The sequence below is a fragment of the uncultured Ellagibacter sp. genome (assembly GCF_934643285.1).
In the GTDB taxonomy this organism is placed as follows: domain Bacteria; phylum Actinomycetota; class Coriobacteriia; order Coriobacteriales; family Eggerthellaceae; genus Ellagibacter.
The window spans coordinates 34,698-61,632 of the sequence record NZ_CAKUBT010000007.1; the positions used below are offsets into that span (position 1 = coordinate 34,698).

Genomic DNA, 26,935 nt, shown 5'->3' on the forward strand with positions numbered 1-26,935 from the left:
CCTGCATCCACCTTTCCTTTCTAAAACCCGCCGACCAGCTCAAGCAGCATCGGCCCTAACACCAAGATGAGCATCGCGGGGAGCATGAGCGTCCCCGTCAGGACCATCATCTTTACCGGCGCCTTCGCGACCTGCTCCTGCTTGAGCGCGCGATACGACGCCCTCGCTTCGCGCGCCGTCGCCTCAAGCCCCTCAGCAAGCGAGGAGCCGTAGCGCAAAGATCGGATCACGGACTCGATCGCCCGCGCGAAAAGCGCCGAATCGTAGGTTTCGGCGACACCGCGAAGCGCGTCGTCCCGGCGAGCCAGCCCTAAAGCCCATTGCTGATGAGCGGATGCCAAGGAGCGGGAAAGCAGCGTGTCGAAATGGTCCAGATACACGTCAAGGCTCCTATCGAACGACAAGCCGCTCCTCAAACCGAGCGAGACCACCTCGAGCATTTCGGGAAGATGCCGCTCAAGCTCTTCTGCCCGCGCCTTCCTTCTTTTCTCAAGCGCCCTTTTCGGGGCCGACCAGCCCCACAGCCCGCCCGCCGCCGCAAGCAGAACGGCAAGCTCCGAGGAAAGCGAACACCCGAGAAGAGCACCTGCGGCGGCTGCGTAGAGCGTCAAGCGAAGCCGCGCGTCACAAAACCCAGCGATCGATGCTGACGAGGCCAACCCCGCCTGTCGAATTACCTGGGCAAGGGCCTCTTCCCGTCGTGGGGAAACCGGGCGGGCAGACCGCTTCTTCGCAACGCGGCTTCGCGCCTCGACAAATGAGATCACCCCGTCCGAGATGCCCTTGCCCTCGCGAGAGGCAGCCGTCCCTTCCCCCGAGAGGGAAGCACGGCGCCTCGCTGCGGCTCGGCTTTTCTCGCGCGCTCGAACGGCCTCGACAGACGCGACGAGCCCCGCGCCGAAAGCCCCGACACCCGCAAGCACCGCGACGACACCGCTTTCCGCAACCATCACTCCACCTCGACTTTCAACATATGGCGCACGGACACGATGCCCGCGACTTGCATGGCAACGGCGATGCACAGAAGCGCCATCCCCGCGAAGCTCGAGAAGAAAGGGCCGAGGAAGTCTTCGCTCACCAGCGAGAACAACGCGACAAGGACAATCGGCATCACGCTGACGATGCGGGCCGAAAGCTTTGCCTGGGCGGTCTGGACGCGAAGCGAGCGTGTGAGCTCGAGCTCGCCCTCGACAGTCTCCCGCGCGGCGTCGAGCACGCGCTCCATGCTCCCCCCCGTTTGATGCTGCACGTCGAGCGCAACGGAAACGAAGGCGAGCTCGGGGACCGAGTTCCTCCCCTGGAAAACCGAGAGCGCCTCGCGCGTGCTGCCGCCCGTCTCGAGAAGGTGAGCTGCGCGCTGGAACAGTACCCCAACAGAGCCTTTCGTAGCAGCCCCGACCTGCTGCATCGTCTGGAGAAGCGACTGCCCCGACCGAAAGCACACCGCCATCGAGCGCAATGCGTCGGGAACGGCCTCGCGCATACGCTCGCGCCGCTTGTCCTCCGAGCTCTTCGCGCAAACCGCGCACGCCGCCGCAACGCAGAAGGCGAGGGCCACGCCGCATATCGGAGCTGCGGTGAGCGCAGCTCCGCCCACTCCGACGACGAGCATCGCGACGAGGACGAGCGACAGCACCGATTCCTCGGTTGCCGCAAACCCCCGCCCCTCTGCGGCAGCAAGAACGTTCTCGCCCGTCGCGCGCACCTTCGCGCTCCTTAGCGCAAGCCGCGCAGCAGGACGCATGATTCCCACCCCGTTGCGAACAAGCCACGAGAACCAACCCGATTTGCCCCTTTCGGACCCGATCGAGTATGCGGCGGCACGTGGCCTTTTGCCGAGCACTCCCAAAATGGCATGCATCAAGAAGAGAGCACAGCCAAACGCCGCCAAAACCGCTACAGAGCGCAAAGCGAGGCTTCCCTCCATGAGCACACCTCCTCGTCGGTTGCAATTCTCCTCTTCACCAAGTCACCCACCCACTCAGGCGCAGCGAGCCATGTGCCCTCCTCGCCGCAGATATCCCGCCGGTATATCGGCTCGACTGCGCAGCCCCTGCCGCCCTCTCCTGGGGAAATGACCGCAATTTGGGACACCATTCGCGAGCCATCGGCACCGCGGGCCGTCTGGACGATAAGGTCGAAAGCGCTCGCAACCTGCGACTCGATGACGTCGACGGGCAAATCGGCAACGAAGCGCACCATGGTCACCAAGCGAGAAATCGCCTCCTTCGGGGAGTTCGCATGAAGCGTTGTAAGCGACCCTTCATGCCCCGTGTTCATGGCGGAAAGCATGTCGAGCGCCTCGCCGCCGCGGCATTCGCCCACGATGATGCGGTCGGGGCGCATGCGCAGCGCGTTCGCGACCAGATCGCGGATAGTGACTTCCCCCACCCCTTCCGCATTGCGCGGACGAGCCTCTAAGCGCACGACATGAGGATGTTCCAAAAAGCGCAGCTCGGCGGAGTCTTCTATCGTGATAATCCTCTCATCAGGGGGAACATGGCAAGAAAGGGCATTAAGCAGCGTCGTCTTGCCACTTCCCGTTCCGCCGGAAACAGCGATGCTCTTGCGAGCTCGAACAGCCCAGATGAGCAAGCGCCGCACGCTCCGCTCCACAGAGCCGCTCTCCACCATGTCCTGCAAGGTGATGACCCTCGAGGAGAATGTTCGGATCGTGAGCATCGGGCCATCGAGCGCAAGAGGAGGCACGATGGCGTTCACGCGATGCCCCTGCGCAAGGCGGGCGTTCACCATAGGCGACGACTCGTCGATTCGCCTGCCGAGCGGGCCGATGATGCGGTCGATGAGCATCCTCACCTCGTCATCGCTTGCAAAGCAAAACTCGCTTCGATGCAAGACGCCTTCGCGCTCGTAGAACAGGGAGCGCGAACCGTTCACCATGATCTCGGTTATCGACTCGTCGGCAAGAAACGCCTCGAGAGGCCCGAAGCCCAGCATGGAATCAATCAGAGTGTCGGCGAGCGCTTCCTGCTCCGCAAGGCCAGTATCGAAGCGGCCGCTTCCCTCGAACGCTGCCCGGCAAACCGCTCGGATCTCGTTGCGCGCCCGCTCGGGATTGCCCTTGGCAAGCGAGGCGATATCGTCAGCGGGAAGCTGCTCGCGAACCCGCCCCTTCAACCACTCGAGCATTTCATCGCGAGTCGCCCGAGAAACGGCAGGAGTTTCATTTCCCGCCGCCCGAACGCGATCGAGGAGCGTCATGGGAGCACCCCCTCTCGGCGAGCACGTCTGAAGGAGAATAGCCCGCGCGATAGCGCCTCGGATTCTTCGGATGAAGCCAATGAGCCCGCAGCCTCCCCGGCCACCTCGCCCATAAGCTCCCTCACGCTTAGCGCGAAGGGATTGCGCGAGGAAACCAAATCGTAAGCAAGCCCTGTACCGAGCGCCTGCTCGACTTCCACTCCGCCATCTTTAAGTTCGGCAGCATGCGCACCCTGCATCGCGCACGACACATCGATTGACGAGAACAGCGAACGCTTCGAGCAGCGATTTGCGACGAATAGGAAGGGTCTTGCCGCAATTCCGCAACGAGCGCACAGCTCGACCGCATGCTTGCATGCCCGAAGAGACGATGCCCTCTGATCGACGAGGAACAGCGCCCGAGAAGATCGCTCGAGAAGCACCGCATGCTGCTCTCCCCAGTTTGCGCCCGTGTTTGCAACGATCGCGTCGAAGTGAGCCATTGCCGAATCGAGCAGCGCAGGCAATTCGTGCACTATCGTTTCGGATTGCTCGAGCCTTCTCGGTGCAGCGATAAGGCAGAGCCCTTGCTCGTCGCGCGGCAAATCGGACAGGGGAACAGCGCCGGAAAGCACCTCGTCAATCCCGTAAGCACGCTTGGCCCCGAGCAGTTCGCGCATATCCCCGAATTGGAAGTCGCAATCGAGAAGCAGCGTCTTGATTCCCGCCGAAGCTAACGTCGCCGCCGCAACCGCAGATACCGCACTCTTACCCGCGCCGCCGCTTCCACTGACGACGGTAATCAGAGTAGCTCGCTTTTCACCTGATGAAACGACAGGTTTTGGCAAAACCGAGCCCGTGCAGGGAACCGCGCAGGGACCAGTCTCCCTTTTGGAATCGCGCGAGCCCGAAGCTAGCGCACGGACCTGCCGCTTGCGCGCCGCATAACGTTCAGCAAGCACCTGGTGAGTCATTGTCTCATCTATTCCCGCCGCCTTCGTCCGACTATGAAGCGAGCCGGACGGCTGCGAACAGAGCATCGACACGCGACGCCTTGGATTGTCGCGCTTCACCGCCGCAGCCAAGTTAATCGGCTCGACGTCGGGGCAAGAGACCACCCATATTTCCTCAATCGAGGCGCTTTTCGCGGCCAAGTCCCGCGCTTCCCGAGCCGTCGTACGAACCGCAAGCCATGGCTGCTCGAGCAGATTCTCCTCCCGAAGGCCGATAAGCTCGGGGTGACGTGCGCTCTCCTCGTCGGCGCACAACAAAACCTTAGCGTTCATGGGAAGCCCCTTCTCCAGAGTCGAGGTCGGAAGCAGGCGCCGGCAAGGCGCCCTCAGCCTGTGATGCGTCAGCAGCCGCGGACCGATCGTCAGGTTGCGAAACCTGAGACGAACCCGAATCAAACGCCACATCCGACCTCCGTTGGACACTCGACCCTTTCTGACCCTCGTTCGCATCGAGAGACATCGACACCGTCGGCTCGGGAACGTCTTCGCCAGGAAGGGTGAAATACAGCTCCGATCCCTGCGCAACCGATACGATTTCCTGAACATTCGCAGGGTCGAGCGCAAGCGTTACCCATGAAACGGAATCGGCCCCCGATTTCGACGAAGAGCTCGCATTCGTTGCAAGCACCAAAACGCTATGGGCGATGAGCGTCGTTCCCGCCGAGCCCGTCGCGTACACGTCGACGAACATACCTGGGCGAAGCGCGCCCCCGACCGTTTGCACATCGCGCGCAGGAACGCTGACGGCGGTCAGCTCGCCGGGAACCTCGATGGAAGATGACGACTCCTCGAACCGCCTTGAGGTCAGCACCTCGCCTTTCAGCACCGTTGAGGTCACCTGCTTGCCAAGGACGTCGCCATCCTGCGTAAGGGGGTCTTCGGGCAGAAGCGCCGTGACCCACATCCGCTTCTCGAAAGAAGAGGCATCGACCACTTCGCCAGCTGCGATGTCCCTTTTCGCCACACACACCTCGACTTGCTCGCCGCCAAAACGCTCGAGCGCCTCGGCGCGCGCCGCATCGACCTGCGCACCCGCATCCTGCAGGTACATAAACACGCAGACGGCGCATAACACGCCGCATGCGATGCCGATGATCCACGATTTCGTTCGTCTCATGAGTCCTCCGCTCATCCAAGTGAAGGACATGCTAGCGAGCGATTCAGGCACAACTCGAGCAAATAGCTTCTCGAAAACCCACGCCTTATCCGCAGGGATTAGTCAGCTTTTCCGAAAATGCGCGCAAAAACCTGGCAGTAAGTCCCTGAATACGCGCCATTTCTCGGCAGAAACGAGACGCGAAATCGAAAAAACCTTGCAGAAACCCGGCAGGAACCTGGCACGACGTCGACGGAAAACAGGCAGGCCCGACGAGCCGTCAAGACGCGAACAATCCTCCGCCGAAAGAAAAAACGGGCCACGGAAAACCCGTGACCCGTCGAATACCTGGTGGTCGCTGAGGGATTTGAACCCCCGACCCAGTGCTTGTAAGGCACTTGCGCTCCCGCTGCGCCAAGCGACCATGATTGCACGAATGCGCCTCAGTATTGTCCCACACCTTCCTAGCGAGCGCAATATGGTGTGAACCCGAAGTGCTCTTGGAGCGCCGCCGAGACCGCAGCATCGTCTTCGAGCGGAGTCTTCTCGCTCACGCCGGATTCGCGCACGTTCAACACCCCGCGGCCGATGCTTTTGAAGCCGGAAGCCGTGCGGATATTCGCCATCACGGTATCGCGGAACACGGTCCCAGGCTGTGAACAGGCCAAACTCAACGCTGCAAAATCAATATCCTCGACAGCGGCAAGGCAGAACTCAAGCTCAGTCTGGCGCCTCGACGGACCCTCGTCGCCATACAGGTCGCGCTTCGCCTGCGAAATCCGGTCGATGGCCCACCAGTGCTCGTCGATACGGCGCGGAATGTACACCTCGCCGCGAACCGTCTGCTCACGCTCGTCGCAGATGACAAGCGAGCCCGCGGGAAGCGGTCCGCCGAACCCGACGTCGACTGAAAGCAGCTCCCCGTCGAGGGAAACAAGTGTGCCCCGGTGGTTGATCGGCATGCGCCCTTCCCTGCCGCGGACAGCTCGGCTGAGGCAGGGACGCACCTCGAAGCCCACCGAACGAAGCAGCAGCTCGAACATCTTGTTCAGCTCGAAGCAAAATCCACCATGCCGATCGACAACGATCTTTTGATAGAGGTCGCCCATCTCAAGAGAGGGCGCTTCCCCAAGCGCAACCAAATCGGCGGTTTCGAACGGGACGCTGCACTGATGCGCATACACCAGGCCGTCGAGCGTCTCTCTCGTCACCGGGGCGTCGCCTTCCCATCCGATTCTCGTCAAGTACGCCGAAGTCATAACGTCGTTGAGCATCTCCATCGCCATAGAGGGCCTCCTCCGCAAATCGCCGCGTTTCCCATCGGTTCCATATTACTAGAGCAAGCCGCATATATCAGCTACACTCCAATTGAGTGTTGACTTGCCCTTGTTGCAGCGTATCTTGCATAGCAGGAACGCGTATTGCCGAGCCGAAGGGGGACGCCATGGGATCCTACGAACGCGAACAGCAGATGATTGCCGACAAGACAGCCTCGCGAGGAGAAACCGCGCGACGGTATTTCGCGGAGCTCGATTCCCAGCTCAACGAGGAGACGTCGCATCTCTCCCATCGACCCGACTACTCGAAAACGCTCTTCGCTCCCGAAAACGACGACATCTACCGCGAGTTCTGTTCCTTCGTCGACCTTCCCGAGCCACGCCATTTCGACGATATCGAAGACCCGATCTCCGTCGATGGGCGCACTGCCGCCGACGTTTACTTCGCCATGAAATCGAAGAACGACCGCATCGTCGCCATCGACGGCGCGGCCGTCTATAACATGCTCGTGAAACTTCGCACGCAGCCCGAGATCGCCAACAAGGTGCTCAACTTCCGTCCCACCTGCTACCAGGGAGGATGCGGCTCAAAGGACGCTGGCTTCGACCTGGGGTATTACGACTAGGAAGGCACCCGAGCAAGCCGCACACCCGGTGGAAAACAGGCTCGCCTGCGAAGGGCGCGAGGTAGCTCACCCGCGCAAGGCTAGCTTTGCGCCCGTTCCATAACAAAGCCGCGCGATTCGTCCCATAATTCCCGCACCGCCCAAACGAACCCCCGCGCACCGCATACTGAAACGAAAGCACACGCCACCCTACCCGAGGAGTTCGCATGCAAACCAGCAATGCGCTTTTGCTCGATATCGTGGGCGCCTCCCGAACTCGATTCGTCATTCCCCCTTATCAGCGGGCGTATTCGTGGAAGCGCCGCCAATGCGAAGAGCTCTGGCTCGACATTTTCCGCGCCGCACGGTCCGCCTCGCAGCACTTCGTGGGAACGCTTCTCTACGCCCCCGAGAAAAGCGACGAGAACGGCAACGACCGTTTCTCCATCGTGGACGGCCAGCAGCGCACGACGACCATCTCGCTTATCCTGGTCGCGCTCGTTCGCCACCTGAGAAACACGGGCACCACCCTCGCCCATACTACGGCAGGCGAAATCGAGGCGCGCTACCTTTTACTCGACGGCGACTCGAACCTCCCTGGCAAGCTCGTGCTTTCCCGAGGAGACCGCACCTCCTACTTCGACGCGCTGCACGGGGCCGCTCCCGATGCGATCGCCTCGGAGTCCATCGCGCACAACCTCGCGTTCTTCAGCGAGAAAATGGCCGAGCCCGATTTCGACGCCGAAGCGCTCTGGCAGGGGCTCAACCTGCTTTCCGTCATCTTCGCCGAAGTCGAGAAAACGGAGAGCGCACAGCCGATCTTCGAGAGTTTGAACTCCAAAGGTGCACCTCTTACCACCGCTGACCTGGTACGAAACTATCTTCTGCTTGCCGAAACGCACACGCAGCAAACCTATCTCTACGACACGTATTGGAGCATCATCGAGAGCCTGTTCGTGCCCGACCCTGGTTCTCTTCGGCTCGATAACGCGATCCAAGGATGGCTTTCGATTAGGTTCCGAAAGGTTCGTGCGCACGGGCCCGGCGAGGTGTACAGCATCTTCAAGCGCTACGTCGAGGACGACTACACCGGCACGACCGAGGACCTTTTGCGGGAGCTGCGCAACTTCTGCTTCGTCTGGGCGGAAAACTACCGCTACCACGCGGTGAAGAAGTTCCGCACCATGGATTGGGCTGTTAACGGCGCACCCACATTGACCAGCGGGTTCACCCGCCAGAAAGCCCACAACGAAGCATATGCGCAACGCGTGCGCGCCGAGATGCGCAACACAGACGCGACGCTTTAGGAGAGATGGCATGAAAACGACGCAGCGCACCTTCCTCGATTACCTCGGGGCACCGCACACGCACTTCATCATTCCCGTCTACCAGCGCGTCTACACCTGGAGCGACAAGCAATGCGCGACGCTCTGGCGCGACTGCGCGCATGCGGGCGAGACGCAAAGCGAGCACTTCATCGGGACGGTGCTCTATTCGCCCGACCCGGAGCTCACAAGCGCGCAGACCCAAGCAATCGACATCATCGACGGGCAGCAGCGCACGGCAACGATTTCGCTGCTCATCGCCGCGTTGGCCGACTATCTGGAAGAACAGGGAATGACCCTCGAAGACGGAACCGACGCAGCCGAGCTTCGCACGCGGTTCCTCTTTGCGGACGAGCGCAATCCCGAGGAAGCTTCGCGCAAGGAGAAGCTGACCCTCTCGCGGCTCGACAGGGAGACCATGACCGCGGTGCTCAACCACACCGAGCCTCCCGAGGAGGACGACCTGTCGAAAAACGTCGTCTCCAACTACCAGCGCTTCAAAAGCTACCTGCAAGCCGAATCCGATGCGGAAACGATATGGCGAGGCCTCAAGCAACTGACCATCATCGCCGCCGAGGTCGAGGAAAGCGACCATCCCCAAACGGTGTTCGAGAGCCTGAACTCGAAGGGAATGCCGCTCACCACAGCGGACCTTGCGAGGAACCTCTTGTTCTCCGACGTCGAGTACGAGGAGCAGGAGCGGCTCTACGATCATTACTGGAAACCCATCGAGAACCTGTTCGCGGATGACGATGACGACGCCACGAGCATGAACGCCGCGTTGCGCGGATGGCTCGCCGTGAAGGCGCCGCGCCTGCGCAGCAGGGCGAGCGACGATGTCTACGACGCGCTCAAAGCGTTCTTGCAAACCGAGAACCACGCAGATACCGAATCGTTGCTGCGTGGATTCAAGGGCTTTTGCGAAACGTTCCGCGCCCGCTCCCAGTCGAAGGGAGCGCGAACCGCCGATATGCACACGACCTGGGGAATCGGCGGAAGAACAAAGGGGCTGCCCGTCGATCGAAGTCTCTTCGGGGAATGATCGCGCCAGCTTGCGGGCAGCATCGTGTCCGCAAGCAAACGCCCCGGCTGATGCCGCGGGTCCCGCCGAGAACCCCCGCCCACGCTACGCCGGGTCGGCGGAGTTCAGCCTGATGGCGCACGCCTGGAGCTCGTCGACCAGCTCCATCGTGAGAGGCTCCGCAAGCTCTTCGCCCGCCTCCAGCTCGGCGTCGAGCGCAAAGCAGCGCCTTACGAACGCCTCGTTTTCGGCATCGAACATCTTAAGCTCGCGCGCGGCGCGAAAGCCGTCTTCCACATCGGTCGACTTCGCGATGCGCCACAACAGCAGCGTCACCAGCCGAACCGACCCACGAAACCGCTTGTCAACAGGCACTTCAGCCATTGTTCCCCCTTTTTATGCGAAGGCGCCTGCCAAGCCGCAGCGGCCCGGCAGGCGCCTCACTCCCTCTGCAAGGCACGACGCCTAGCCGCAAAGTTTAGCGCTTCTTGCGAACGTAGAGAGACACGGCCGTGAACTTCACGTTTTCGTCTCCTGCCACCTTCGGCACGGTATGCCCCGCCTTGTAACCGCGATCTGCCTCAACCTCGAAGGACTCTTCGACAGAGGGCGTCTCGAAACCCGCAGCTTCAAGCCATGCGACGTTTTCCTGCTCGGTTCGCGCCGCCTGCACGCTGTTGCCGATGGAGCGAGCCTCATCCACGACCGAGTCGGTGCGCGGCCGGTCCGCGAAGATTGTTTCCAAAATCAGCAGTCCGCCCGGTTTCAGGACGCGGCCAAATTCCCGTATTGCCTGCTCCTGATCGTAGAAAAGCGTAATCACGTTATTCACGTAGATTGCATCGTAGACAGATGACCCAAGGCCTGCGCCGATCAGGTCTTCGGGGAAGGCGACGCGGAACTCCATGTTGTTGTGTGAAAGCCCGCTCTCGTGCCACGCGCGGCTCATGCCGTCTTTCGCCTCTTCGACATACGACGGGCTCCAATCGATGCCCATCACCTCGCCGCTATCGCCGACCAGGGAGCTGAGCTTGTATACGCCGCGCCCGCGCCTGCAGCATATGTCGAGCACCTTCTTGCCTTTGAGCTCCTCGCGCGGCAAGAGCATCTTGCACACGCTTGCGAAACCGTACTCGAACTGCTTCCCGCCATAGTGCCTTGCAAGCGCACCCGCAGGAATCTCCGCCGGCGTGCCCTGCGAGCCCCGTGCGCTCGCGGAGGCCGCAGAGGAAGGGGCGGAAGTCGCCGCGCCGCTATCGACCGCGCCGCCCGCAGGTGTTGAGACAGGCACCGCCGCGCCTCGCGAGCCCGCCGTCGCACCTGGCTCGCCCTTCGGCTTCGAGCCGACGCGCATCCCGACCGCGCCGGGCTCGCCCACCTCGCGCTCTTCTGCCAGCGAGGCGTCGATCTCGGCAAGCTTGCTCACCCGCTCGGTAAGTCCCATGCGGGCCGCGTCGACCTGAAGCTCCTGGTTGTGCTCGTAGTACTTCTCGTTCCCGTAATGGGAGATGAAGCGCGTAGTCGGCTTGCGCGTGGTGAGCTCGGCAAGAAACACGAGCATCTCGCGGCTGCTGAGCGTCTCGTCGATGAAGTCGAACGCGTTGCCCATGCGCTCGTCCGCCATAGCTACCAAAGGCGAAATCTTCGAGACCTCAGCTTTGTACGCACGCTCGATGGCATGGAACGCAACATCGCCCTCGGTCGCCTTCTCGAGCATACACCGCGCCGCAAAGCCCTTCAGCAAGTCGATGACCAGGCGCTCCTCACGAACGAACTTCCGCGAGGCGGTGCCAGACTCGATCTTTCTCGCCAGTTTGCGCTCTCGCTCGGCAATGCGGGGAGCGAGCTCCTCGTCAACGCTCGCACCTGCAAGGAACCCGGGCTTCGTCTCGCGCAGCAAGTCGCGAAGCGCCACAACGACGCCCTCCTGATCGAGAGCCTTCGAGCAATCCGCCGACAGCGTGTCGATCATCAGGCCCAGAAGCGCAATGCGCTCGTCGAAGGGCGCCGCTTTCGCGCGATCTTTGATGGACGGCGTCGCAGTACCGGAAAGAATCGACCCCACCTGATAATCGGAGCGATACTTCTCGAACAGCGAGTAGTACACGGTGAACTGGTCGGCAATTTCGTCGTCGCGCAGGAACTGCACGAACAAGTCGCGGTTCACCGGCTTGCCCATCTGCTCGTACAGCGAGATGACCTTGGCCAAATCCTCCCAGCCGCGAGCCGTCACGAACGACTTGCCGCCGCCCGGCCGCGACTCGACCTTGTAGAAGCAGTCCTTCTTCGCCTCGAGAAACGTGGTCACGGCGGGGTGGAGGCCCGCTTCGGAAGCGTAGGTCTTCCACGCGCCGTAGTCGGGCTCGACGTCGATTTCGCGCAAACGGTCAAGCGTCACGATGTCGAACTCGTGCACCGAGCGATTATACTCGGGCGGGTTGCCCGCGCACACGATGACCCATCCTTCAGGCACCCTATGTTTACCGAACGTCTTGAACTGCAGGAACTGGAGCATCGAGGGGTACAGCGTCTCCGAAACGCAGTTGATCTCGTCGAGGAACAGGATGCCCTCGCGCAACCCCGTGCGTTCCATGTAATCGTAAATCGCCGCGATGATCTCCGACATCGTGTACTCGGATGTATCGAATTCCTTCCCCTCGAATTCCCGATGCTCGATATGCGGAAGGCCGAGCGCGCTCTGGCGCGTATGATGCGTCATGGAGTACGACACGATGCCGATGCCCAGCTCGCGGGCGACCTGCTCCATGATTGCGGTCTTGCCGATTCCCGGCGCACCCACCAAGAAAATCGGTCGCTGGTGCACGGAGGCAATCGAGAGCAGCCCCGCGTCATCCCTCTTCAAGTATGCCTCAACAGTGTCTTTCACCTGCTGTTTCGCCGAGACGATATTCATAGTGTCCGTCCTTTCACGCGCCCGCGGTTAGCGGATGCCTTGGCTTTTGAACCGATTGATGCCCGCCTCGTCGATGACGACCTTCATCGCCCAGGGCGGCACTGGCGGAAGGTCGCGCCCCTCTTCGTCCATGAATACGAACGCTGTGTCGTAATCGGGCGGCTTTTCGGGAAAGCTCCCCAGACCGTCCGTGAAATAGATAAGCCCCTTCATCTCGGCCAACTCGCCGCGATCGCGCAGCGTCTCGACATAGTCGAACACTGGACGGAAGTCAGTCCCGCCGAACCCCCTGATGACGAAGTCCTCCATGAGCTTGTCGATCTCGCCGATATCGGTGATCCGCATATCGGACTGCACGCGCGCGTCGCATTGCACGATATGCACGTTGACCTCGGTCGTATAGGTTTCCGACTCCTTCAGGATGTCGAACGTGTGCTGGATGAATCGGCGGACCAGATCGCCCCGCACCGACCCCGACGTGTCGATCGCGATGACGAACTCGCGCACCCGATCGGTCTCCTTGTACTCGAGCGGCTCGACAAGGGGCATGTTCCCGTAGAGCTCCATGCCGTAGGTGTAGTAGATGTAGTCGAATTCGTCCTGGTTGAGCAGCATTTCCTCGTTCATCGTCATGAACTTGCGCAGAAACTCCGTGTAGTCGTACACCTTGCGGTTCGCCACCGACAGATGCTGCATCAGGCTGTCCGATTCGCGGCCCCATTCCTTCGAGAAGGTCTCGAGGTTCATCTCGATTTCCTTCGAGATTTCCTCCCATTCCCGCTCAGCCTCGTCGTCCTCGGAATGATCGCGTTCCTCATCCTCGCTGGTCAGCGGAACGGGCTCGGCGTTTTCACCTTCTCCATCCTCAGCATCATCGGTATCGTCCGCCGCATCTTCCGCCTGTTCGGTTTGCGAATCGTCCCTTTTATCGTCCGCGTCGGTTGGCTCGTCGGCACCGCCAGCAGATTCAAGCTCCATGTCGTCGGACTCGGGTGCTTCGCCGGAATCGCGCTCGCTCACCTCTTCCGGCTTCTGAGCCTCACGGCGTTCAGCAGGCGAATCCTCGTCAGCATTCGACGGCCATGCCGAATGATCGTCCCTCTCGAACAGGGCAACCCAATCGTTGAGCGTCGAGCGGCCCATCCCCAGGTACTGCTGCCCGGAAGGCGCGAGAACCATACCCTTCACCAGCGCATATACCTTATTGGGAAGAAGGCTTCCCGTGAGCATCTTTATCCTGTCGAGCGCTTCTGTTCGCTCGGCATCTTGCGGGGAGGGAAATCTCCCCGCGCACATGTCAAGCGCCACGCTTTCGGCGATGATATCGCACGTCAGGTTCCAAGCCTGGCGATTTCGGTGGTCCTTGTCGAACGGATGGCGGAAGATGCAGTGCATCACCATATGCAGGTAGTCGCGAATGAGCTCGTCGAAGCCCTCCTCGAACCGCGCGATCACACGCGGCGGATCGAACGCCACACGGCGCGCATCAGTGGTCAGCGGATACCGCGCCCCCGCACGAATCGGCAGGTTTTCCATGCGCCAAAGGGCCATGTCCAGGAAACGGAACTTCAGCATGAGCTGAACGCGACATTCGTCGAGGATGTCCCGAGCGAGCTCGTCTTCGCGCGCGCGTCGCGCAAGCTTCGTGTCAGCTATCGTCTCATGCTCCGACATGTCGCCCCCCTACAAATCGAAGTCCATCAACTGGCTGCCGAAGAATCGGCGCTTCACTTCAAGAAGGTATCCTGTCATCGCGGCATCCTGCACATCACCCGCGCGCTCTACCACGATATCGATATTATCTTTTGTGAGATAGCCCAAATCAAGCATGTCATCTACGACCTGCCGATCGTCATGACGCGCCGCCTGCACGATGATGTCGACGAGGTTGCTCCTCATCACGCGATCGCACATGCTCCTGTTCGAAGGCGTCATGAGAACAGGGTCTTTCAGCCGCGCGATGATCATCTTGCTCTGGTCGTATAGACCTATGCCGCCGTCTACCATCGCGTCATAGCTCGAGCCGCTCACTATCGAGCCGTCGTAATGGTCGAGAATCGCCTCGACGCTCACATGATCGGGGACGCTGAATGCAAGCTCAATCTGCTTGACGCTTCGGTCAATCTCGGGAAAGCGCACGTCGAAGCTGGTATGACCCTCAATCGGCTCTTCAAGGTCAATGTGGATCAGCTCGATAAAGCACTGGAAGGCAAGGCCGCGCATTCCCACCAGCTTGATACGGTCGGAAAGGTAGAGCTCGCGAATGTTCCTGTCGCCGTTGAAAGCGTAGGGCGCGATGGCGACAACCTCCTCGGGGATTCTCACGCATTCCCGAGAATCGGTGTTCACTACGACGCGGGCGTGGCCATTGCTCCATTTCTCGAGCAGCATGCCGCCCTTCTCCTCGTAGCGCGCATTGCCCTGCGCCACCGTTATCTCGCGAAGCGTCGGCTGGCGTTTCCCGTTGTGCGCGTTGTAAGTGACGAGCGCGTTCTCCTCGATTTTCTCGAGCGACGCGGGAATGTGAATCGATTCGAGCGCCGTGTCCATGAGCGCCTCAGCGCCCATCTCGGCAACGCCCTCCGGGATAACGACGCGCCGCAGCGCTCGGCAGCCCTTGCATGCGGCGGCACCGATAACGCGAACACCTTCGGGCAGCACCACCTCTTCGAGCGCCGCATGGTTGAGCAGCGCCCCCGAGGCTACCTCCGTCGTCCCCCTCGCAGCCTCAAATCGCTTCGCCTCGCCATCGAACAGGCACAACAGCTTCATGCCGTCGCCTTGAAGCTCATAAAGAGCGCCAGATTTATCGAGCACGAGCCGCTCGGAACCAGGCTCCATTGTAAACGTCGCACCCTCGCCCGCGTAAACCAGCTTCGTCCGCACAGCGATGGGGTAGCCGATTTCAACAATGCTGTTCGGAATCCTTAAGGTTGATATACCCGAATTGCTGAACGCATCCGCTCCGATGACCTGCAGCTTCTCGTTGAGCGAGACACCCTCAAGGGAGGCGCAGGCAAAGAATGCGCGCTCCCCGATTTCCCTCAAAGCAGAAGGCGCCTCGAAAGTTCGCACCCCAGTGCGAGCGAAAGCGTAGGGGCCTATTACTTCAACGCTGTTCGGCAAGTCGACCTTCGCAAGCTCGTCAAAGGAGCTGAACGCCTTCCGAGCAATCGTCGTACACGAGGGCGCAACGGCGTACGAAAACAGGGGGCACGCAAGCGCCACGAGCGTTTCGCCGTCTTTCGAATAGATTGCAACCCCGTCGGTTTGCAGCCAAGGATTTTCAGGGTCGATCGATATTCCAATCAGCCGACTCTTCTGGAACGTTCCCGGTTCAACGCGGGAAAGCGCCGCGCCGAACTCAACATACTCAAGGTGAGGGATATCGAAGAGGCTCGGACCGACCTCTTCCAAAAGCCCCGGCATGCGCAATCTCGAAAGAGAAGGGCATCCACGAAACCAGTCGGACTCGAAAGTCGCAAGGTTACACGGCAGCACAACGCATTCCAAACGCTTGCAGAAGCGGAAAGCGCAGCCCCCGACAAACTTCACTTCATCTGGTACGACGATCGACGTCACGTCTTCCAGACCTGAGCAGGCATCGGGTGCCAGCGAGCGAACCGGCAAACCCTCGATCGCATCGGGAACAACCAGCTCTCCCGCCGCACGAATACAACGATCGATGCGAACCGACGATTCCGACAGCACGACGTATTCCCAATCGGTTCCAGCTTCATCAATGAAATGACAAAGCTCAGAAGTGCATGCATCCTGAATCGCCTGCGCTCGCAGAGCAGCCTCGCGGCGCTCACGAATTCGCGCCTCCGTCGAGATGACCTGCTCCCTTGTCGCCTTTCCGTCGTTGAGCGGCATAGGGGTAAAGCCTCCAAAGCTCACATCGAGCTTGCTAACATCGAGCGACTTGTTACGATTCACCTGAGCCTTAGCGTAGGCGATATGAGGAATCCCTAATAGACCGTCTGCCATTCTCGCACCTCAAAGCAACTATCAACTAACGAACGCAATACGTCGCAAGGGGCAATCCAAGAATAACCCCCGTCCAATCCCATTGCATTCCCCAGAATAGACAAAACGGCCCGACGCGAGGGTGTCGGGCCGTTTTCGTAAAATGCGATTACTTTCGGGGAACGCCAGCAGGGTCGACCGGGCGACGAGAGGAAATCTCATCGCCAAACGTGATGCAATAGCGCATACCCTTGAGGGTTACGTACAAGCAGGCAATCTCATGCTTCCCGCCCTTGTTGAATACCTCGTAGGTCAGCATCTCGCGATCAATCATCGGTTGATAGATTTCGCTATCGACAACCTTCTCAAGCAACATGTTCGTCGCCTCGCGGCCAAGCTCGTCCTGCTTCAGAGCGATGTTGTACAGAATATCTTCTTGAGCTTCCGTAAGACGCCCGAGCTCTTCAACTTCAGCGCGAATTTCCTCTTCATTCGTCATAGCCATATCGAAAGCAATCCTCCTTGAGTAGGTAGCGCGAAAACGCATAACTCTGCTGATGGAAGTATCTTAGCATTGGAAAATCGCCATTTGAGCAGGTCGAAGCTAGTGGAACAGTATGGCTGAAATCGTTTCATCCGCATTTTCGGGACAAAAAAAGAACCCCTTCTTACGAAGAGGTTCTTAAGCGAGCTTAAATCAGGCCCCTAGAAAAACATCCCCTGGAGGGAACTAGATGCCGTTGTAGCCCTTCGAAGGATCGGAGTCGCCAACGCCATTAGCGGTGTCGCCAGCTTCATTGCCGGTACGCTTCGTAGAGGTGTATCCACCCCAAGCGCGAGCAATGAACTTGTCCTTCACGAAGAAGATCTGAGCCTTCATGAGGTCAGCCTGAGCAATGCCGTGCTCAGCGAGGACTTCGTCCTTGCTCTTGCCAGCCTCGAGGCCTGCGTTCAGCTCAGCAGCTGCAGCAGCAGCGTCGAGCTCAAAAAATTCATCGCGGGTCATGTTATCCCTCCTTATTGGTCTATCACACGATGCCGTGGTCGCCAGTCGCCTAGCGACCACAGACATCTTAACACACTAAAGAGTTACAGCTGGAAGAGAACCATCGGACGATCGAACTCTGCCATCTTGGCGATCATGTCCTCGAGGGTACCGTAGTACATCGAAGCGGACTCGTCGACCTGCACCGCGAGCGGACGCTGGCCGGCCTTGTCGCCATTGGTTCCCCAATGCTCGGAGAAGATGGACGTCGGGCAAGGAATGTAGAACCACTCCCAAGCGTCGCCGTCATTACCTTCGCCCTTCTTGAAGGGACCAACCTGAACTTCCTTGATACCGAACTGTTCGAGAGGAAGGCCAAGCTCTTCTTTGCAGCCGATCTCGGCGGCATGGTTACCGGAGTAGTACGTGTAGTCTACGAGCAGTGCGTACTTCTGATCTGCCATTTATGCCACTTCCTTTCTTAGTCGTCGGAGTTCAGGCTATGGACGCGGCGGATGTTGCACATAACACCCTTGTACGGAGCGCCAAAGCCAAGCTTACCAATGTTCTGATGCGGCACGAGGCTGTTGAAGTTGGACTTCCAAACGCCGAACAGGTTGGGCTCTTCGCCGTCCTGCTCAGGGAACCACCAGCCGTGAGCGCAGTTGAGGATACCAGGCTTCATGACCGGCGTGATCTCAGCCTTGAAGCGAGCCTCGCCGAACATGTTGTAAACCTCAATCCAGTCACCGTCGGTCACATCGTACTCTGCAGCGGTCTCCGGATTGATCTGGCACCACGGCCACGGATCGATCTGGCGCAGGGACGGAACCTGACGATGCTCAGAATGGAAGGAGCTGTAGCGACGGGAACCAGAGGTGGTGATCAGAGGATACTGACCAGCCAAGTCGGGCTTGCTGATCGGGCTGTAGTTCGGCTCCTCGTAGTACGGCAGCGGATCCTCGCCCCAGGATTCGTAAAGAATCGAGTAGGCTTCGATCTGGCCGGTAATGGTGTTGAAGCCGGGAGCACCGTCGAAGCGGAGCATGCCCTTCGCGTACTTCTCGTACTCGAAGCCATGAGCACCAGGCTGATAAAGGCCGAGCTCCTGGAAAGTCTTCCAGTCGAAGCCGAGCTCCTTGAGCTGATCGCTGAAGAAGTCTTCGACTGCCTGCTGAAGAGCAGCGAGGTCAAGCGACTTGCCGTCTGCAGGCTTGTACCACGGCCACCACTCGGGGTTGAGGCGCTGACCGAACATGAGGCAGATCTCGATGTCGGACTTGCACTCGCCAACCGTGAGAGCCTTGTTCATGGGGCCCATGAACACGGTGTTGCGGCCATAGTGGGTGAGGACGATGCCATCATGCTCAGCCCAGGTGGACATGGGCAGGAAGTAGTCACCGAGAGCCATGGAAGTCGGCGTCTGGGTGAGGTCCTGGATGACGACGAACTCGAGCTTCTGGAGAGCCTTGTGCCAACGCTTCGGCTGAGCGGAGCAGGTCGGCGTCAGGAAGTTGGAGCTGTTGAACCAGCCCATCTTCAGAGCGTACGGCTGATCCGTCTCCATGGTGTTCAGGGTCTCGTCAGGCTGGGTGGTAGCCATGCCGGTGGACAGGCCAGGCCACTGCGCAGCACCGATACGCTTCGACCAAACTTCGTCGGTCATAGCGCCGCGCTGCTCCATGCGCCACTTGCCGAGAAGTGCCGACGGAGGACCAAGGGTAAGTCCGCCAGGACGGTCGATAGAACCGCACATAGCAGCCAAGATGATGAAGGACTGGGACAGCTGAACGCCGTTCTTGTTCTGGTCGAATGCCAGACCCCAAGCCCAACCGATAGGACGCTCGGTGCCGATGATGTGAGCGACGCGCTTGATTTCCTCAGCGTCGACCGTGGTGATCTCGGCGACCTTGTCCACAGGATACTCAGCAGCGCGAGCCTTCAGCTCGTCAACGCCGTAGATCCAGTTCTCAACGAACTCATGATCGTACTCATCGTTCTCGAAGAGGAGGTTGATGAGGCCGAGTGCGAGAGCCGTGTCGGTCTGCGGGCGAACCTGCAGGTTGATGTTGCCATCATGAGCGCCGACCCAAGTGATGCGGGGGTCAACGGAGATGATGTGCGTGCCAAGCTTCATCATGTCGACGAGGCAGTGGCCGAAGAAACCGTCGCCGTTGGAGGGCAGCGGCTCCTTGCCCCAAACCACAACCCACTTGGACAGCGTGTAACGCGGGTCATGATAAGAACCGGGCAGGTGACCAGCGTAGTCGAGCTCAGGATAGCCTGCGCCGAGCACGTAGTCAGAGATGGAGCAACGAGGACCGTAGCAGGACCAGCCGGACTGCGTGTAGCAGCAGTTGGGGGACTGCAGAACGGAGAACGTCAGCGCGTAGTAGTAGATGCAAGCCTCACGACCCGTACCACCGAAGCAAACGATGGACTCGGGGCCGTAGGTGTTCTGGAAGTAACGGACCTTCTCGCAGATCGTGTCCATTGCCTCGTCCCAAGTGGTGCGCTCCCACTTGTCCTTGCCGCGATCTTCGAACGCGCGCTTCATCGGGTAGATGACGCGATTCGGAGAATGGGTGTACTCACGAAGAGCAAGGTTCATGGCGTTAACACGACCAGTGGTGATCGGGTTATCGTCGTCGCCTTCGACACGGATGAGCTGGTCGCCCTTCGTAACGACCTTGACACCGTATCCAACCGGGTGAGATCCCGGAGGAGACCAAGTGTTGCTACGAGTGACTACGGTACCGTCTTCAAGCTCGGTACGCCACTGCTTACCATATGCCATAGTCTTCTTCCTTCCTTTTCCCTCGCCAATTTCTTTCTCCACATTTACCAAGCGGGGTCGCTTGGAAGCCGCTGTCTTGCTTCCTTGCGTCACCGCCTCAAGGCACGTTTCATATTAGAGACATTACGGGGCTTGGAATCGAATCAGCGGGTTGTTTTTGGGTAGTTCAACCTCATCCTGTTAGGTTGATTTTCGTAATCCAACCCTCTATTTCCCCTGGTCATAAAAAATTCCGCGAACGGCATGCCCATTTTTCAACTTTTTGGCATTTCACGTCCCTCCCCTGAAATCGGGTAGGAAAAGGCGCGGAATCACGCGCTGCATGACACCATCCATTGGTACAATAAGAAGCGGTATTCATGCTGTCTGATACCAATTACGTATGAAGATATCCACGTCACGTCCCGGGCCTGATTCACGGCCCGGTTTTTTGGGGAGGAACGCACTATGGCCACTCAGCAATTCACCCTTACTTCTTACGATCCTGTCTACGCGATCGCCGAGGAAGTCCGCATTCCGGAGGACACGATCCGCGAGACCGCTGTCCGCTGGCTTGAGATCAACATCTGCAAGGAGGGCGAGAAGGCGAAGCTGACCGACGGCTGGGTCAACGCCCACTGCGAAGATTTCAAGTCGGTCGACGAGCTTTTGATTTTCATCCGCTACAACATGTACCGCGACAATCGCGAGGTTCAGGAGCTTGCCGACCAGGATGCTATCTGCAAGGAACTCTCCAAGCGCCTCGTCGAGGAACTTCCCGCCGATCTCGTGGAGAACTCCCTCTATGCGTCGACGATGCGCATGGAAGAGATGATCAGCCGCCAGGGCATGACGAAGGAAGAGTTCTGCGAGCAGCGCGGCATCACGCCCGAGCAGCTCGACACTGACGTTCGCGAGCGCACCATCCAGAGCCTGAAGGAGGATTCCGCTCTGGCTGCATACGCCGACCATGCCAATTACACGCTCGAGGCCGAGGACTTCTACGCCATCATTCCAGGCGACTCCATTCAGGACAAGGCTTACAAGCGCCGTCAGATCGAGCTCGATGGACGACTTCCCCAAATGGAGGAATACGCCCGCAAGACCAAGGCGCTGAAGGAAATCATGGAGAACGCCATGATCAAGCGCAAGGCAACCGACACCGAGTGGCTGCGCTACGGCGACACGAGCAAGGACGTGCTGAACGCGAACAAGCAGTTCCCCGAGAACTTCGTCACGCTGTAAGCGCCCCTGCATCACCTAACATGCGAAAGCCGCTGCAAAGCTGCAGCGGCTTTTCTTTCGCCTGAGCGAGGCTCTGTTTGGCTCGTATAGGCACAGCAAGGCCCCCGCATCTGCGAGGGCCTTTTGTTTCACTTGAAATGGATGTGTTGCTTCGGCGATGCGCTATCGGTAGGACTCGCCCTGGTCGCCGCCGAGGAGCTTCGACTGCTCCTTCATATGCTGGCGCTTCTCGTGTTCCGAGATGAAATTCTCAGGAGCCGCCTCGACGCTCTTGATCTCTACCTCGAAGGTGAGGTCCTTGCCTGCGAGCGGGTGGTTCAAGTCGAACTTGGCGTTGCCGCCCTCAATCTCGATGACGGTGCCGAGCGTCGGTTCACCCTCGTCGTTGGCCATCCACAAGCGAGAGCCCACTTTGATGTCGCGCTTGGGAATCTGGTGCGTCGGGATGACGACGACGTAATCATCGAGGTACTCGCCGTACGCCTCGTACTGGTCGACGGTGAACGTTTTCTTCTCGCCTTCGATGCCTTCCATGGCGAGGATTTCCTTCTCGAAACCGTCGATCGCCATGTCCATGCCTGTCTGGAAAACCATGGGGTTTTCCTCGGTAGCATAGCCGAAAACGGTACCATCTTCCAACTTGCCCGTGTACACGAGCGTTACGGTAGATCCAAGATCCATGTTTATCTCCCTTTTCCGGCGCCCGGCCAAGGTGCCGCAGCGCGCCTGAGCGTTTCTATGCTGGCTTAAGCCTCTTCGTCGACTACGGTCACTTCTGCGGTCTGTACAAGCCAGCGAGAAGCCTTCGAATGGCGGCAGACCTTGCGAAGCTCGGCCATGCGGTTCGCCTTTTCCCACTTCTCGCGCGTTGCGATGGCGTCGTCTTCCTGGGCAAGTTCCTTCTCGATGTCTTCCTCGGTGACGTCGATGCCCTTCTCGGCGATGAGGGCCTCGAGGGCGCAATCGATACGGGCGCGGCGAATTGCCTCTTGCGTCACGTTCTCCTTGATCTCATCGGCCTTGCCGTTGTTGTTGAGGAGCCATTCCTGCAAAGAGGTGCCCTGCTTCTCGAAGCTCTGCATCATCTCGCGGCCGACGTCCTGGCGAATGAAGTCCACATAGTATTGCGGAACGTCGCCCACAAGGCGATTAGCGAGCGCGTCAACCGCACGCTGCACCATAAGGCCCGGGAGCTCGGCTTCTTTATGTTGATTGATCTGGTGGCGCATCTGCTTGCGCATATCCTCGGCGTCCATGCAGCCCACCTTAGCCGCGAGCTCATCACCGATCTCGGGAACGATCTTGCGGCGGAATTCCTGAATCTCGACGTTGGCATGCAGCTGGCCATCACCGAACTGCGTGTTGCCCTCCTCGTCTTTCGCCTCGAAATCGAATTCGAGAGTATCGCCGAGCTTGCTGCCGACAAGATGCTCGTCAAAGGACGCGGGCATGGAACCAGAACCCAACTCGATCATGCGCGTCGCATAGCGAAGGCCGTTCACGGCGTTGCCGTCTTGCGTAACCGTCACGGCCGCCGAGACAACATCGCCCATTTCTGCAACGTGTTCAGGGTCGTCGATCTTTTCAAAGGAATGGTAGACATCCTGGAGATGCTTGAGCTGGCGCTCGACTTCCGCATCGGTAGCCTCGTCGGGCGGCATCTCGATGGAAACGCCGTCGTAGCTCGAAAGCTTCATCTGCGGCACCACGGCGCCGGAGACGGTGAACGTGAACGGCTGGCCCTCGACGACGTCGTTATCAACGTTGAAATCCGGTTCCCCTACGAAGATCACGTCTGCGTCGTCAAGTGCCTTGAAAGCGTTCTCGTTGATGAGCATCTCGGCGACGCCGCCCATGGCGTTCTTATGGCCGCCAACGTTCTGCTCGAGAACCGCGCGAGGGGCCTTGCCCTTGCGGAACCCGGGAATATCACGCTGGGCGATCTCGGCGAAGAACTTGTCTGCCGCTTCCTTCACCTCGTCGGCAGACGCAACCAGCGTGAGAACTAGCTCCTGCTTGTCCCCATCGTCTTCGCGAACTCTGTCTTTAACCTGCACAGCTCCTCCTTTATGCCGGCAATGATTTCTGCGTTGCTGAATTTACGCTGTTCCTGCAGTTCATTGTACCTTAGAGGGCATTTCAGGGAATAAAAAAGACTGGTCCAGATGCTTTCTGGACCAGTCTTCGAAAAATCGTACTACAACTTTTACGTTGCGGAACGAGCGGCTTCTTACATGCCAGGAGCCTTGGGAGCGCCAGGGGCAGCCGGGGCACCAGGAGCAGCCGGAGCGCCGGGAGCGCCAGGGGCAGCCGGGGCACCAGGAGCGCCGGGGGCAGCAGCCGTCAGATCACCTTTGCAGAAGGGGCAGTTCTTGAGAACCATGCCGCCCATAGCCTGGATGGCCTTGCCGCAGTGCGGGCACTTGCTCGGGCCAGCCGATGCGTCTGCAGGACGAAAACACATAACAATCCTCCTTTGTAGCTTCCCAAAGAATCAGCTTCATACCGAGCCTTCGGGCATCCTTTTTTCAAAACGCCATCCCCGCCGGATAGACGCTTCGATTACCTTCCGCTTTGTCCGAACGTAGCCATCGGCTGCTCTGGACCTTCCCAATCCGTAAATTGAGCAGTCTCCAACTAAGCTCTGTTATCAAAGCATCTTTAGTTTATAGGTCGAGCAGGGAAATGCATCATCACAATGGGATGTCTTTATATTTTCACCATCATCCTTCGAGGTTGAATTTCCTCGTCTTATCTGGGAAAACGTATAGGACATAATCCACTATATGGGGCATTCCTATGATAAAATCGAAAAGCAAGAATAACGGTAGCTTTTAAAGCTAAATCTATGAGATTGCCGACCCCTAAAGCGGCGAAATCACGTCTTGCACTATACTTTTAGTAACATTTTCGGCACTACCGAAGGAGCTCTATGCCCAAGTTCAACAAGATGTACTTCCCCGTCGACGCTATCGCGAAACACGAGGATTTCGATGTTTGGTATAGCGACGGAGAACGAGCTTTGCGCTTCGAGGGCCCTTGGGAGAAAGAGTCCGACCGCATCGCGATGATCGGGCGCATGGGCGGCCAAATCGGCCAAATCAGGCCCGACAACAAGGCACTCAACTACTATCTGCGCCACGATCGCTTCGAATACGAGTTCCAAACCCGCGTCATCAAGGAGCACTATTATGTCGAGGGCATGCTGTGGGATATCCACGGCAGCGTGAGCAAACCGCCGGTCGACTTCTTTCAGATCAAAAAGAAGAAAAACGAAGTCCACGTTCGCAAGACGCTGTTCAAGGACCACGGCGAGTGCTTCGAGGTAACCGCTCGCGACACGGCGACGCTGCGCATTGCCGTCGAGGCTACGGTGGCCATGTGCATCAAAGAGGAGTACAAGGGCTTGAGCGACCCTGATGAAGACGAGCGCGGCGGAAAGAAACGCGGTACCTTCGGCAAGTTCTTCGACTTCATCCAGCCCAAGGGCGTTCCCTACGAGAAGCTCTACGATGAGGAGGGCAATCCTCTCGGCTAGTAACTGCCGCTTTAGCTGGGCAAAAGCCAAGCAGCAACCCAAAACTAGAGATATAAGGAAGGCCTCGGGCATCGTGACCCGAGGCCTTCCTTATATCCTCCAAGCGCTTCTTCGGGAGCAGGTGGAACCTGACAGCGACACTCTAACGCCCGGAGGCTGTTAATGTCGCCCCTGCCCTGCCCGCACAACAAAAGAACCCCCGCCGAAGCGGGGGTTCTCGATGCAACCGAATGGGTTACTTTTCAAGCTTGCGCTATTCCGCGAAGTAAGCCTTGCGATGCGGGGTAGCGAAGATGAAGAAGTAGACGAACGGAAGCAGAACACCGACTGCCATGAGGGGCAGAGCGATCGGGAGCTTCGACCAACCGGTGATGGCCAGCGGGCACACGATGCAGGTGATGAACAGGAACGCGATCACGACGAGCATGATGATGAAGTTCGTCATGCCGGTGTCGGAAGCATCGGTCTTGCCGTCGCCAGCGAGCTCGTCCATGGACTTACCGCCGGTTTCCTTAACGAACAGGAGGCAGCAGATGAAGCCGAGAACGAACGGAACGATGAGGACGAGAACGACCGACGACCAGTTGGTAGCGCCTTCAGCGGTCTGGAACATAGCCATACCAGCGATGCCGCCGAGGACGATCGAGGAGGCGGAGCCGCCGAAGCGGGCAAACGCCTGGCACCACGAAACGCCGGTGTTGCGGATTGCGGTCGGGTAAGACTCAGGCATCAGCGGCTGAACAGCGGTGATGGCGTAGTTCAGAGCGAAGCCGAAGAGAAGCATGAGGGCAATCGACAGACCGAAGTTGTTCGGGACAACGAACACGGAGCAGATGACGATTGCGACGATGCAGAAGATCCAGGAGAACGCCAGGTTGCGCTTACGGCCGATGCGGTCAGCGACGAAGCCGACGCAGCAGTTGGAGGCGATAGCAGCAACGTTGTTCCAGGTCTGGAGAGCAACAGCCTCAGACGGGGTGTAGCCAATGCCCTTGAACCAGGTGGGCAGCCATGCGTTCATGCCGTACACGCAGAACTGGCCAACGAAGTAAGCGGTCCAGATAGCAGCGGTCGGGACGATGAACTTCTTGGAGAACAGGATGTTCGGGGAGGTCTTGGCAGGCTTCGGCGGAACGACGAGGAGCTTCGGGTCGAAGTGGGTCTCTTCCTGGCCAGCGGAGCGCTGCAGATGGTTGAGAGCCTTGCAAGCCTCTTCCATGCGACCGGCGTTGGCGAACCAGTGCGGGGTCTCATGCATGAAGAAGTGAAGCACGATTCCGTAGATGATGGGCAGAGCGCCGATCAGGTAGCAGAGGCGCCAGTTGGCATACATGGTGGCAGAGGAACCATCAGCGTTGAGGTAGGTGACTTCGTTGGTGAAGCCGCCCAGGATCGGGGTTGCGGTGTTGCAGATCGGGTTGCCGATAACGCCAGCGAGAACCCAGCCAGCAACCATGCCCGCCATGCCGATCGTCACGAAGACGCCGCGCTGCTTGGACGGAATCGTCTCAGAGAACACGGTGGTGACGATGGGGATGCAGGAGCCGACGCCGAAGCCGGCGATCAGGCGGAATGCTGCGAAGAACACGAGGTCGTTCGCGAAAGCCTGGGGCAGGGTGAACAGACCATAGAAGATAACAGCGATGGTCAGCATCTTCTTACGGCCGATCTTGTCGGACAGGATGCCGCCGACTGCGCCGCCGAGAACCATGCCGAGCAGTCCCCACGTGGTGAGCGAGCCCATGAGAGCACCCGGGTTCGGGTTGTCGGGCCAGAACGTATGTGCAACGAACAGGTTGGTGGTGTTAACGACCATGAAGTCGTAACCATCGAAAATCATAGCGAAGATCATGAGGAAGAACATAAGCCACGTGTGGCCGTTAACTCCCAAATGGTCTACAACCTCTGAAACGGTGAATTCCTTACCGTTCATTAGTCCCTCCTTTAAGTGAGAAGCTTGAGTATCCCGA

The 26,935-nt window shown here is 59.1% G+C and carries 23 protein-coding genes and 1 tRNA gene; 5 read left to right on the forward strand and 19 right to left on the reverse strand.

Annotated features, from left to right (window positions below; all coding sequences use genetic code 11):
- Positions 1-20 precede the first annotated feature (20 nt).
- The 7 genes from Q0I65_RS05155 to Q0I65_RS05185 form a co-directional block, all read right to left on the reverse strand.
- Positions 21-950, reverse strand: a complete 930-nt coding sequence (locus Q0I65_RS05155) for a type II secretion system F family protein (protein WP_296060720.1) — start codon at positions 948-950, stop codon at positions 21-23.
- Positions 950-1,927: a type II secretion system F family protein gene (locus Q0I65_RS05160; protein ID WP_296060723.1), complete on the reverse strand. Its 978-nt coding sequence runs from the start codon at positions 1,925-1,927 to the stop codon at positions 950-952. Before Q0I65_RS05160 ends, Q0I65_RS05155 begins: the two co-directional genes overlap by 1 nt.
- Positions 1,897-3,138 (reverse strand): CpaF family protein, encoded by a 1,242-nt coding sequence (locus Q0I65_RS05165; protein WP_366513228.1) that lies wholly within the window; start codon positions 3,136-3,138, stop codon positions 1,897-1,899. Before Q0I65_RS05165 ends, Q0I65_RS05160 begins: the two co-directional genes overlap by 31 nt.
- A gap of 80 nt (positions 3,139-3,218) precedes the next feature.
- Positions 3,219-4,487, reverse strand: a complete 1,269-nt coding sequence (locus tag Q0I65_RS05170) for a P-loop NTPase (RefSeq protein ID WP_296060728.1) — start codon at positions 4,485-4,487, stop codon at positions 3,219-3,221.
- Positions 4,477-5,331 (reverse strand): Flp pilus assembly protein CpaB, encoded by an 855-nt coding sequence (gene cpaB / locus Q0I65_RS05175; protein ID WP_296060731.1) that lies wholly within the window; start codon positions 5,329-5,331, stop codon positions 4,477-4,479. The genes Q0I65_RS05170 and cpaB overlap by 11 nt, the downstream gene beginning before the upstream one ends.
- Positions 5,332-5,659: 328 nt before the next feature.
- A tRNA-Val gene (locus tag Q0I65_RS05180) sits at positions 5,660-5,734 on the reverse strand.
- A gap of 40 nt (positions 5,735-5,774) precedes the next feature.
- Complete coding sequence (locus Q0I65_RS05185; RefSeq protein ID WP_296060733.1) at positions 5,775-6,596, reverse strand: arylamine N-acetyltransferase; 822 nt, start codon at positions 6,594-6,596, stop codon at positions 5,775-5,777.
- Positions 6,597-6,754: 158 nt separating this feature from the next.
- Here Q0I65_RS05185 and Q0I65_RS05190 point away from each other — a divergent pair, with 158 nt between their 5' ends.
- The 3 genes from Q0I65_RS05190 (at position 6,755) to Q0I65_RS05200 (ending at position 9,559) form a co-directional block, all read left to right on the forward strand.
- Entirely contained in the window at positions 6,755-7,213 is a 459-nt protein-coding gene (locus Q0I65_RS05190) for a hypothetical protein (protein WP_296060736.1), read from the forward strand.
- A 206-nt stretch (positions 7,214-7,419) separates the two neighbouring features.
- Positions 7,420-8,499: a DUF262 domain-containing protein gene (locus Q0I65_RS05195; RefSeq protein ID WP_296060739.1), complete on the forward strand. Its 1,080-nt coding sequence runs from the start codon at positions 7,420-7,422 to the stop codon at positions 8,497-8,499.
- Positions 8,500-8,509: 10 nt separating this feature from the next.
- Positions 8,510-9,559 (forward strand): DUF262 domain-containing protein, encoded by a 1,050-nt coding sequence (locus tag Q0I65_RS05200; protein WP_296060742.1) that lies wholly within the window; start codon positions 8,510-8,512, stop codon positions 9,557-9,559.
- An 84-nt stretch (positions 9,560-9,643) separates the two neighbouring features.
- On the opposite strand, the gene Q0I65_RS05205 is transcribed toward Q0I65_RS05200, so the two are convergent.
- The 8 genes from Q0I65_RS05205 to Q0I65_RS05240 all read right to left on the reverse strand — a co-directional run bounded on the left by Q0I65_RS05205 (position 9,644) and on the right by Q0I65_RS05240 (position 20,203).
- Positions 9,644-9,922, reverse strand: a complete 279-nt coding sequence (locus Q0I65_RS05205; RefSeq protein ID WP_296060745.1) for a hypothetical protein — start codon at positions 9,920-9,922, stop codon at positions 9,644-9,646.
- A 94-nt stretch (positions 9,923-10,016) separates the two neighbouring features.
- The gene (locus Q0I65_RS05210; RefSeq protein WP_296060748.1) at positions 10,017-12,452 is read right to left on the reverse strand and encodes a methyltransferase domain-containing protein; all 2,436 of its coding nucleotides are present in this window, start codon (positions 12,450-12,452) and stop codon (positions 10,017-10,019) included.
- Positions 12,453-12,479: 27 nt separating this feature from the next.
- The gene (locus Q0I65_RS05215) at positions 12,480-14,126 is read right to left on the reverse strand and encodes a VWA-like domain-containing protein (RefSeq protein ID WP_296060750.1); all 1,647 of its coding nucleotides are present in this window, start codon (positions 14,124-14,126) and stop codon (positions 12,480-12,482) included.
- 9 nt (positions 14,127-14,135) lie between these two features.
- Positions 14,136-16,442 (reverse strand): leucine-rich repeat domain-containing protein, encoded by a 2,307-nt coding sequence (locus Q0I65_RS05220; protein ID WP_296060753.1) that lies wholly within the window; start codon positions 16,440-16,442, stop codon positions 14,136-14,138.
- 148 nt (positions 16,443-16,590) lie between these two features.
- Positions 16,591-16,926, reverse strand: coding sequence for a hypothetical protein (locus Q0I65_RS05225; protein ID WP_277013509.1), 336 nt, complete (start codon positions 16,924-16,926; stop codon positions 16,591-16,593).
- Between the two features lie 225 nt (positions 16,927-17,151).
- Positions 17,152-17,427 carry a hypothetical protein gene (locus Q0I65_RS05230; RefSeq protein ID WP_277013511.1) on the reverse strand — a complete coding sequence of 92 codons (276 nt, stop codon included), beginning with the start codon at positions 17,425-17,427 and terminating at the stop codon, positions 17,152-17,154.
- Positions 17,428-17,510: 83 nt separating this feature from the next.
- On the reverse strand, positions 17,511-17,870 hold the full coding sequence (locus Q0I65_RS05235; RefSeq protein ID WP_296060763.1) for an oxidoreductase: 360 nt from the start codon (positions 17,868-17,870) through the stop codon (positions 17,511-17,513).
- Between the two features lie 17 nt (positions 17,871-17,887).
- Positions 17,888-20,203, reverse strand: a complete 2,316-nt coding sequence (locus Q0I65_RS05240; RefSeq protein ID WP_296060766.1) for a molybdopterin-dependent oxidoreductase — start codon at positions 20,201-20,203, stop codon at positions 17,888-17,890.
- Positions 20,204-20,650: 447 nt separating this feature from the next.
- Between Q0I65_RS05240 and Q0I65_RS05245 the strand changes: the two genes are divergently transcribed.
- A complete protein-coding gene (locus Q0I65_RS05245) occupies positions 20,651-21,427 on the forward strand; it encodes a hypothetical protein (protein WP_296060767.1) in 777 nt (258 codons plus the stop codon).
- 162 nt (positions 21,428-21,589) lie between these two features.
- Here Q0I65_RS05245 and Q0I65_RS05250 read toward each other — a convergent pair whose 3' ends face one another.
- From Q0I65_RS05250 to Q0I65_RS05260, 3 genes are all read right to left on the reverse strand, one after another.
- A complete protein-coding gene (locus Q0I65_RS05250; protein WP_296060770.1) occupies positions 21,590-22,108 on the reverse strand; it encodes an FKBP-type peptidyl-prolyl cis-trans isomerase in 519 nt (172 codons plus the stop codon).
- 65 nt (positions 22,109-22,173) lie between these two features.
- Positions 22,174-23,484 (reverse strand): trigger factor, encoded by a 1,311-nt coding sequence (gene tig, locus Q0I65_RS05255; protein ID WP_296060772.1) that lies wholly within the window; start codon positions 23,482-23,484, stop codon positions 22,174-22,176.
- A 173-nt stretch (positions 23,485-23,657) separates the two neighbouring features.
- Positions 23,658-23,891, reverse strand: coding sequence for a hypothetical protein (locus tag Q0I65_RS05260; protein WP_296060775.1), 234 nt, complete (start codon positions 23,889-23,891; stop codon positions 23,658-23,660).
- 468 nt (positions 23,892-24,359) lie between these two features.
- Between Q0I65_RS05260 and Q0I65_RS05265 the strand changes: the two genes are divergently transcribed.
- Entirely contained in the window at positions 24,360-24,965 is a 606-nt protein-coding gene (locus Q0I65_RS05265) for a hypothetical protein (RefSeq protein WP_296060776.1), read from the forward strand.
- 253 nt (positions 24,966-25,218) lie between these two features.
- Here the strand turns inward: Q0I65_RS05265 and Q0I65_RS05270 are convergent, their stop codons facing one another.
- Positions 25,219-26,898: an MFS transporter gene (locus Q0I65_RS05270; protein ID WP_296060778.1), complete on the reverse strand. Its 1,680-nt coding sequence runs from the start codon at positions 26,896-26,898 to the stop codon at positions 25,219-25,221.
- Between the last annotated feature and the right edge of the window lie 37 nt (positions 26,899-26,935).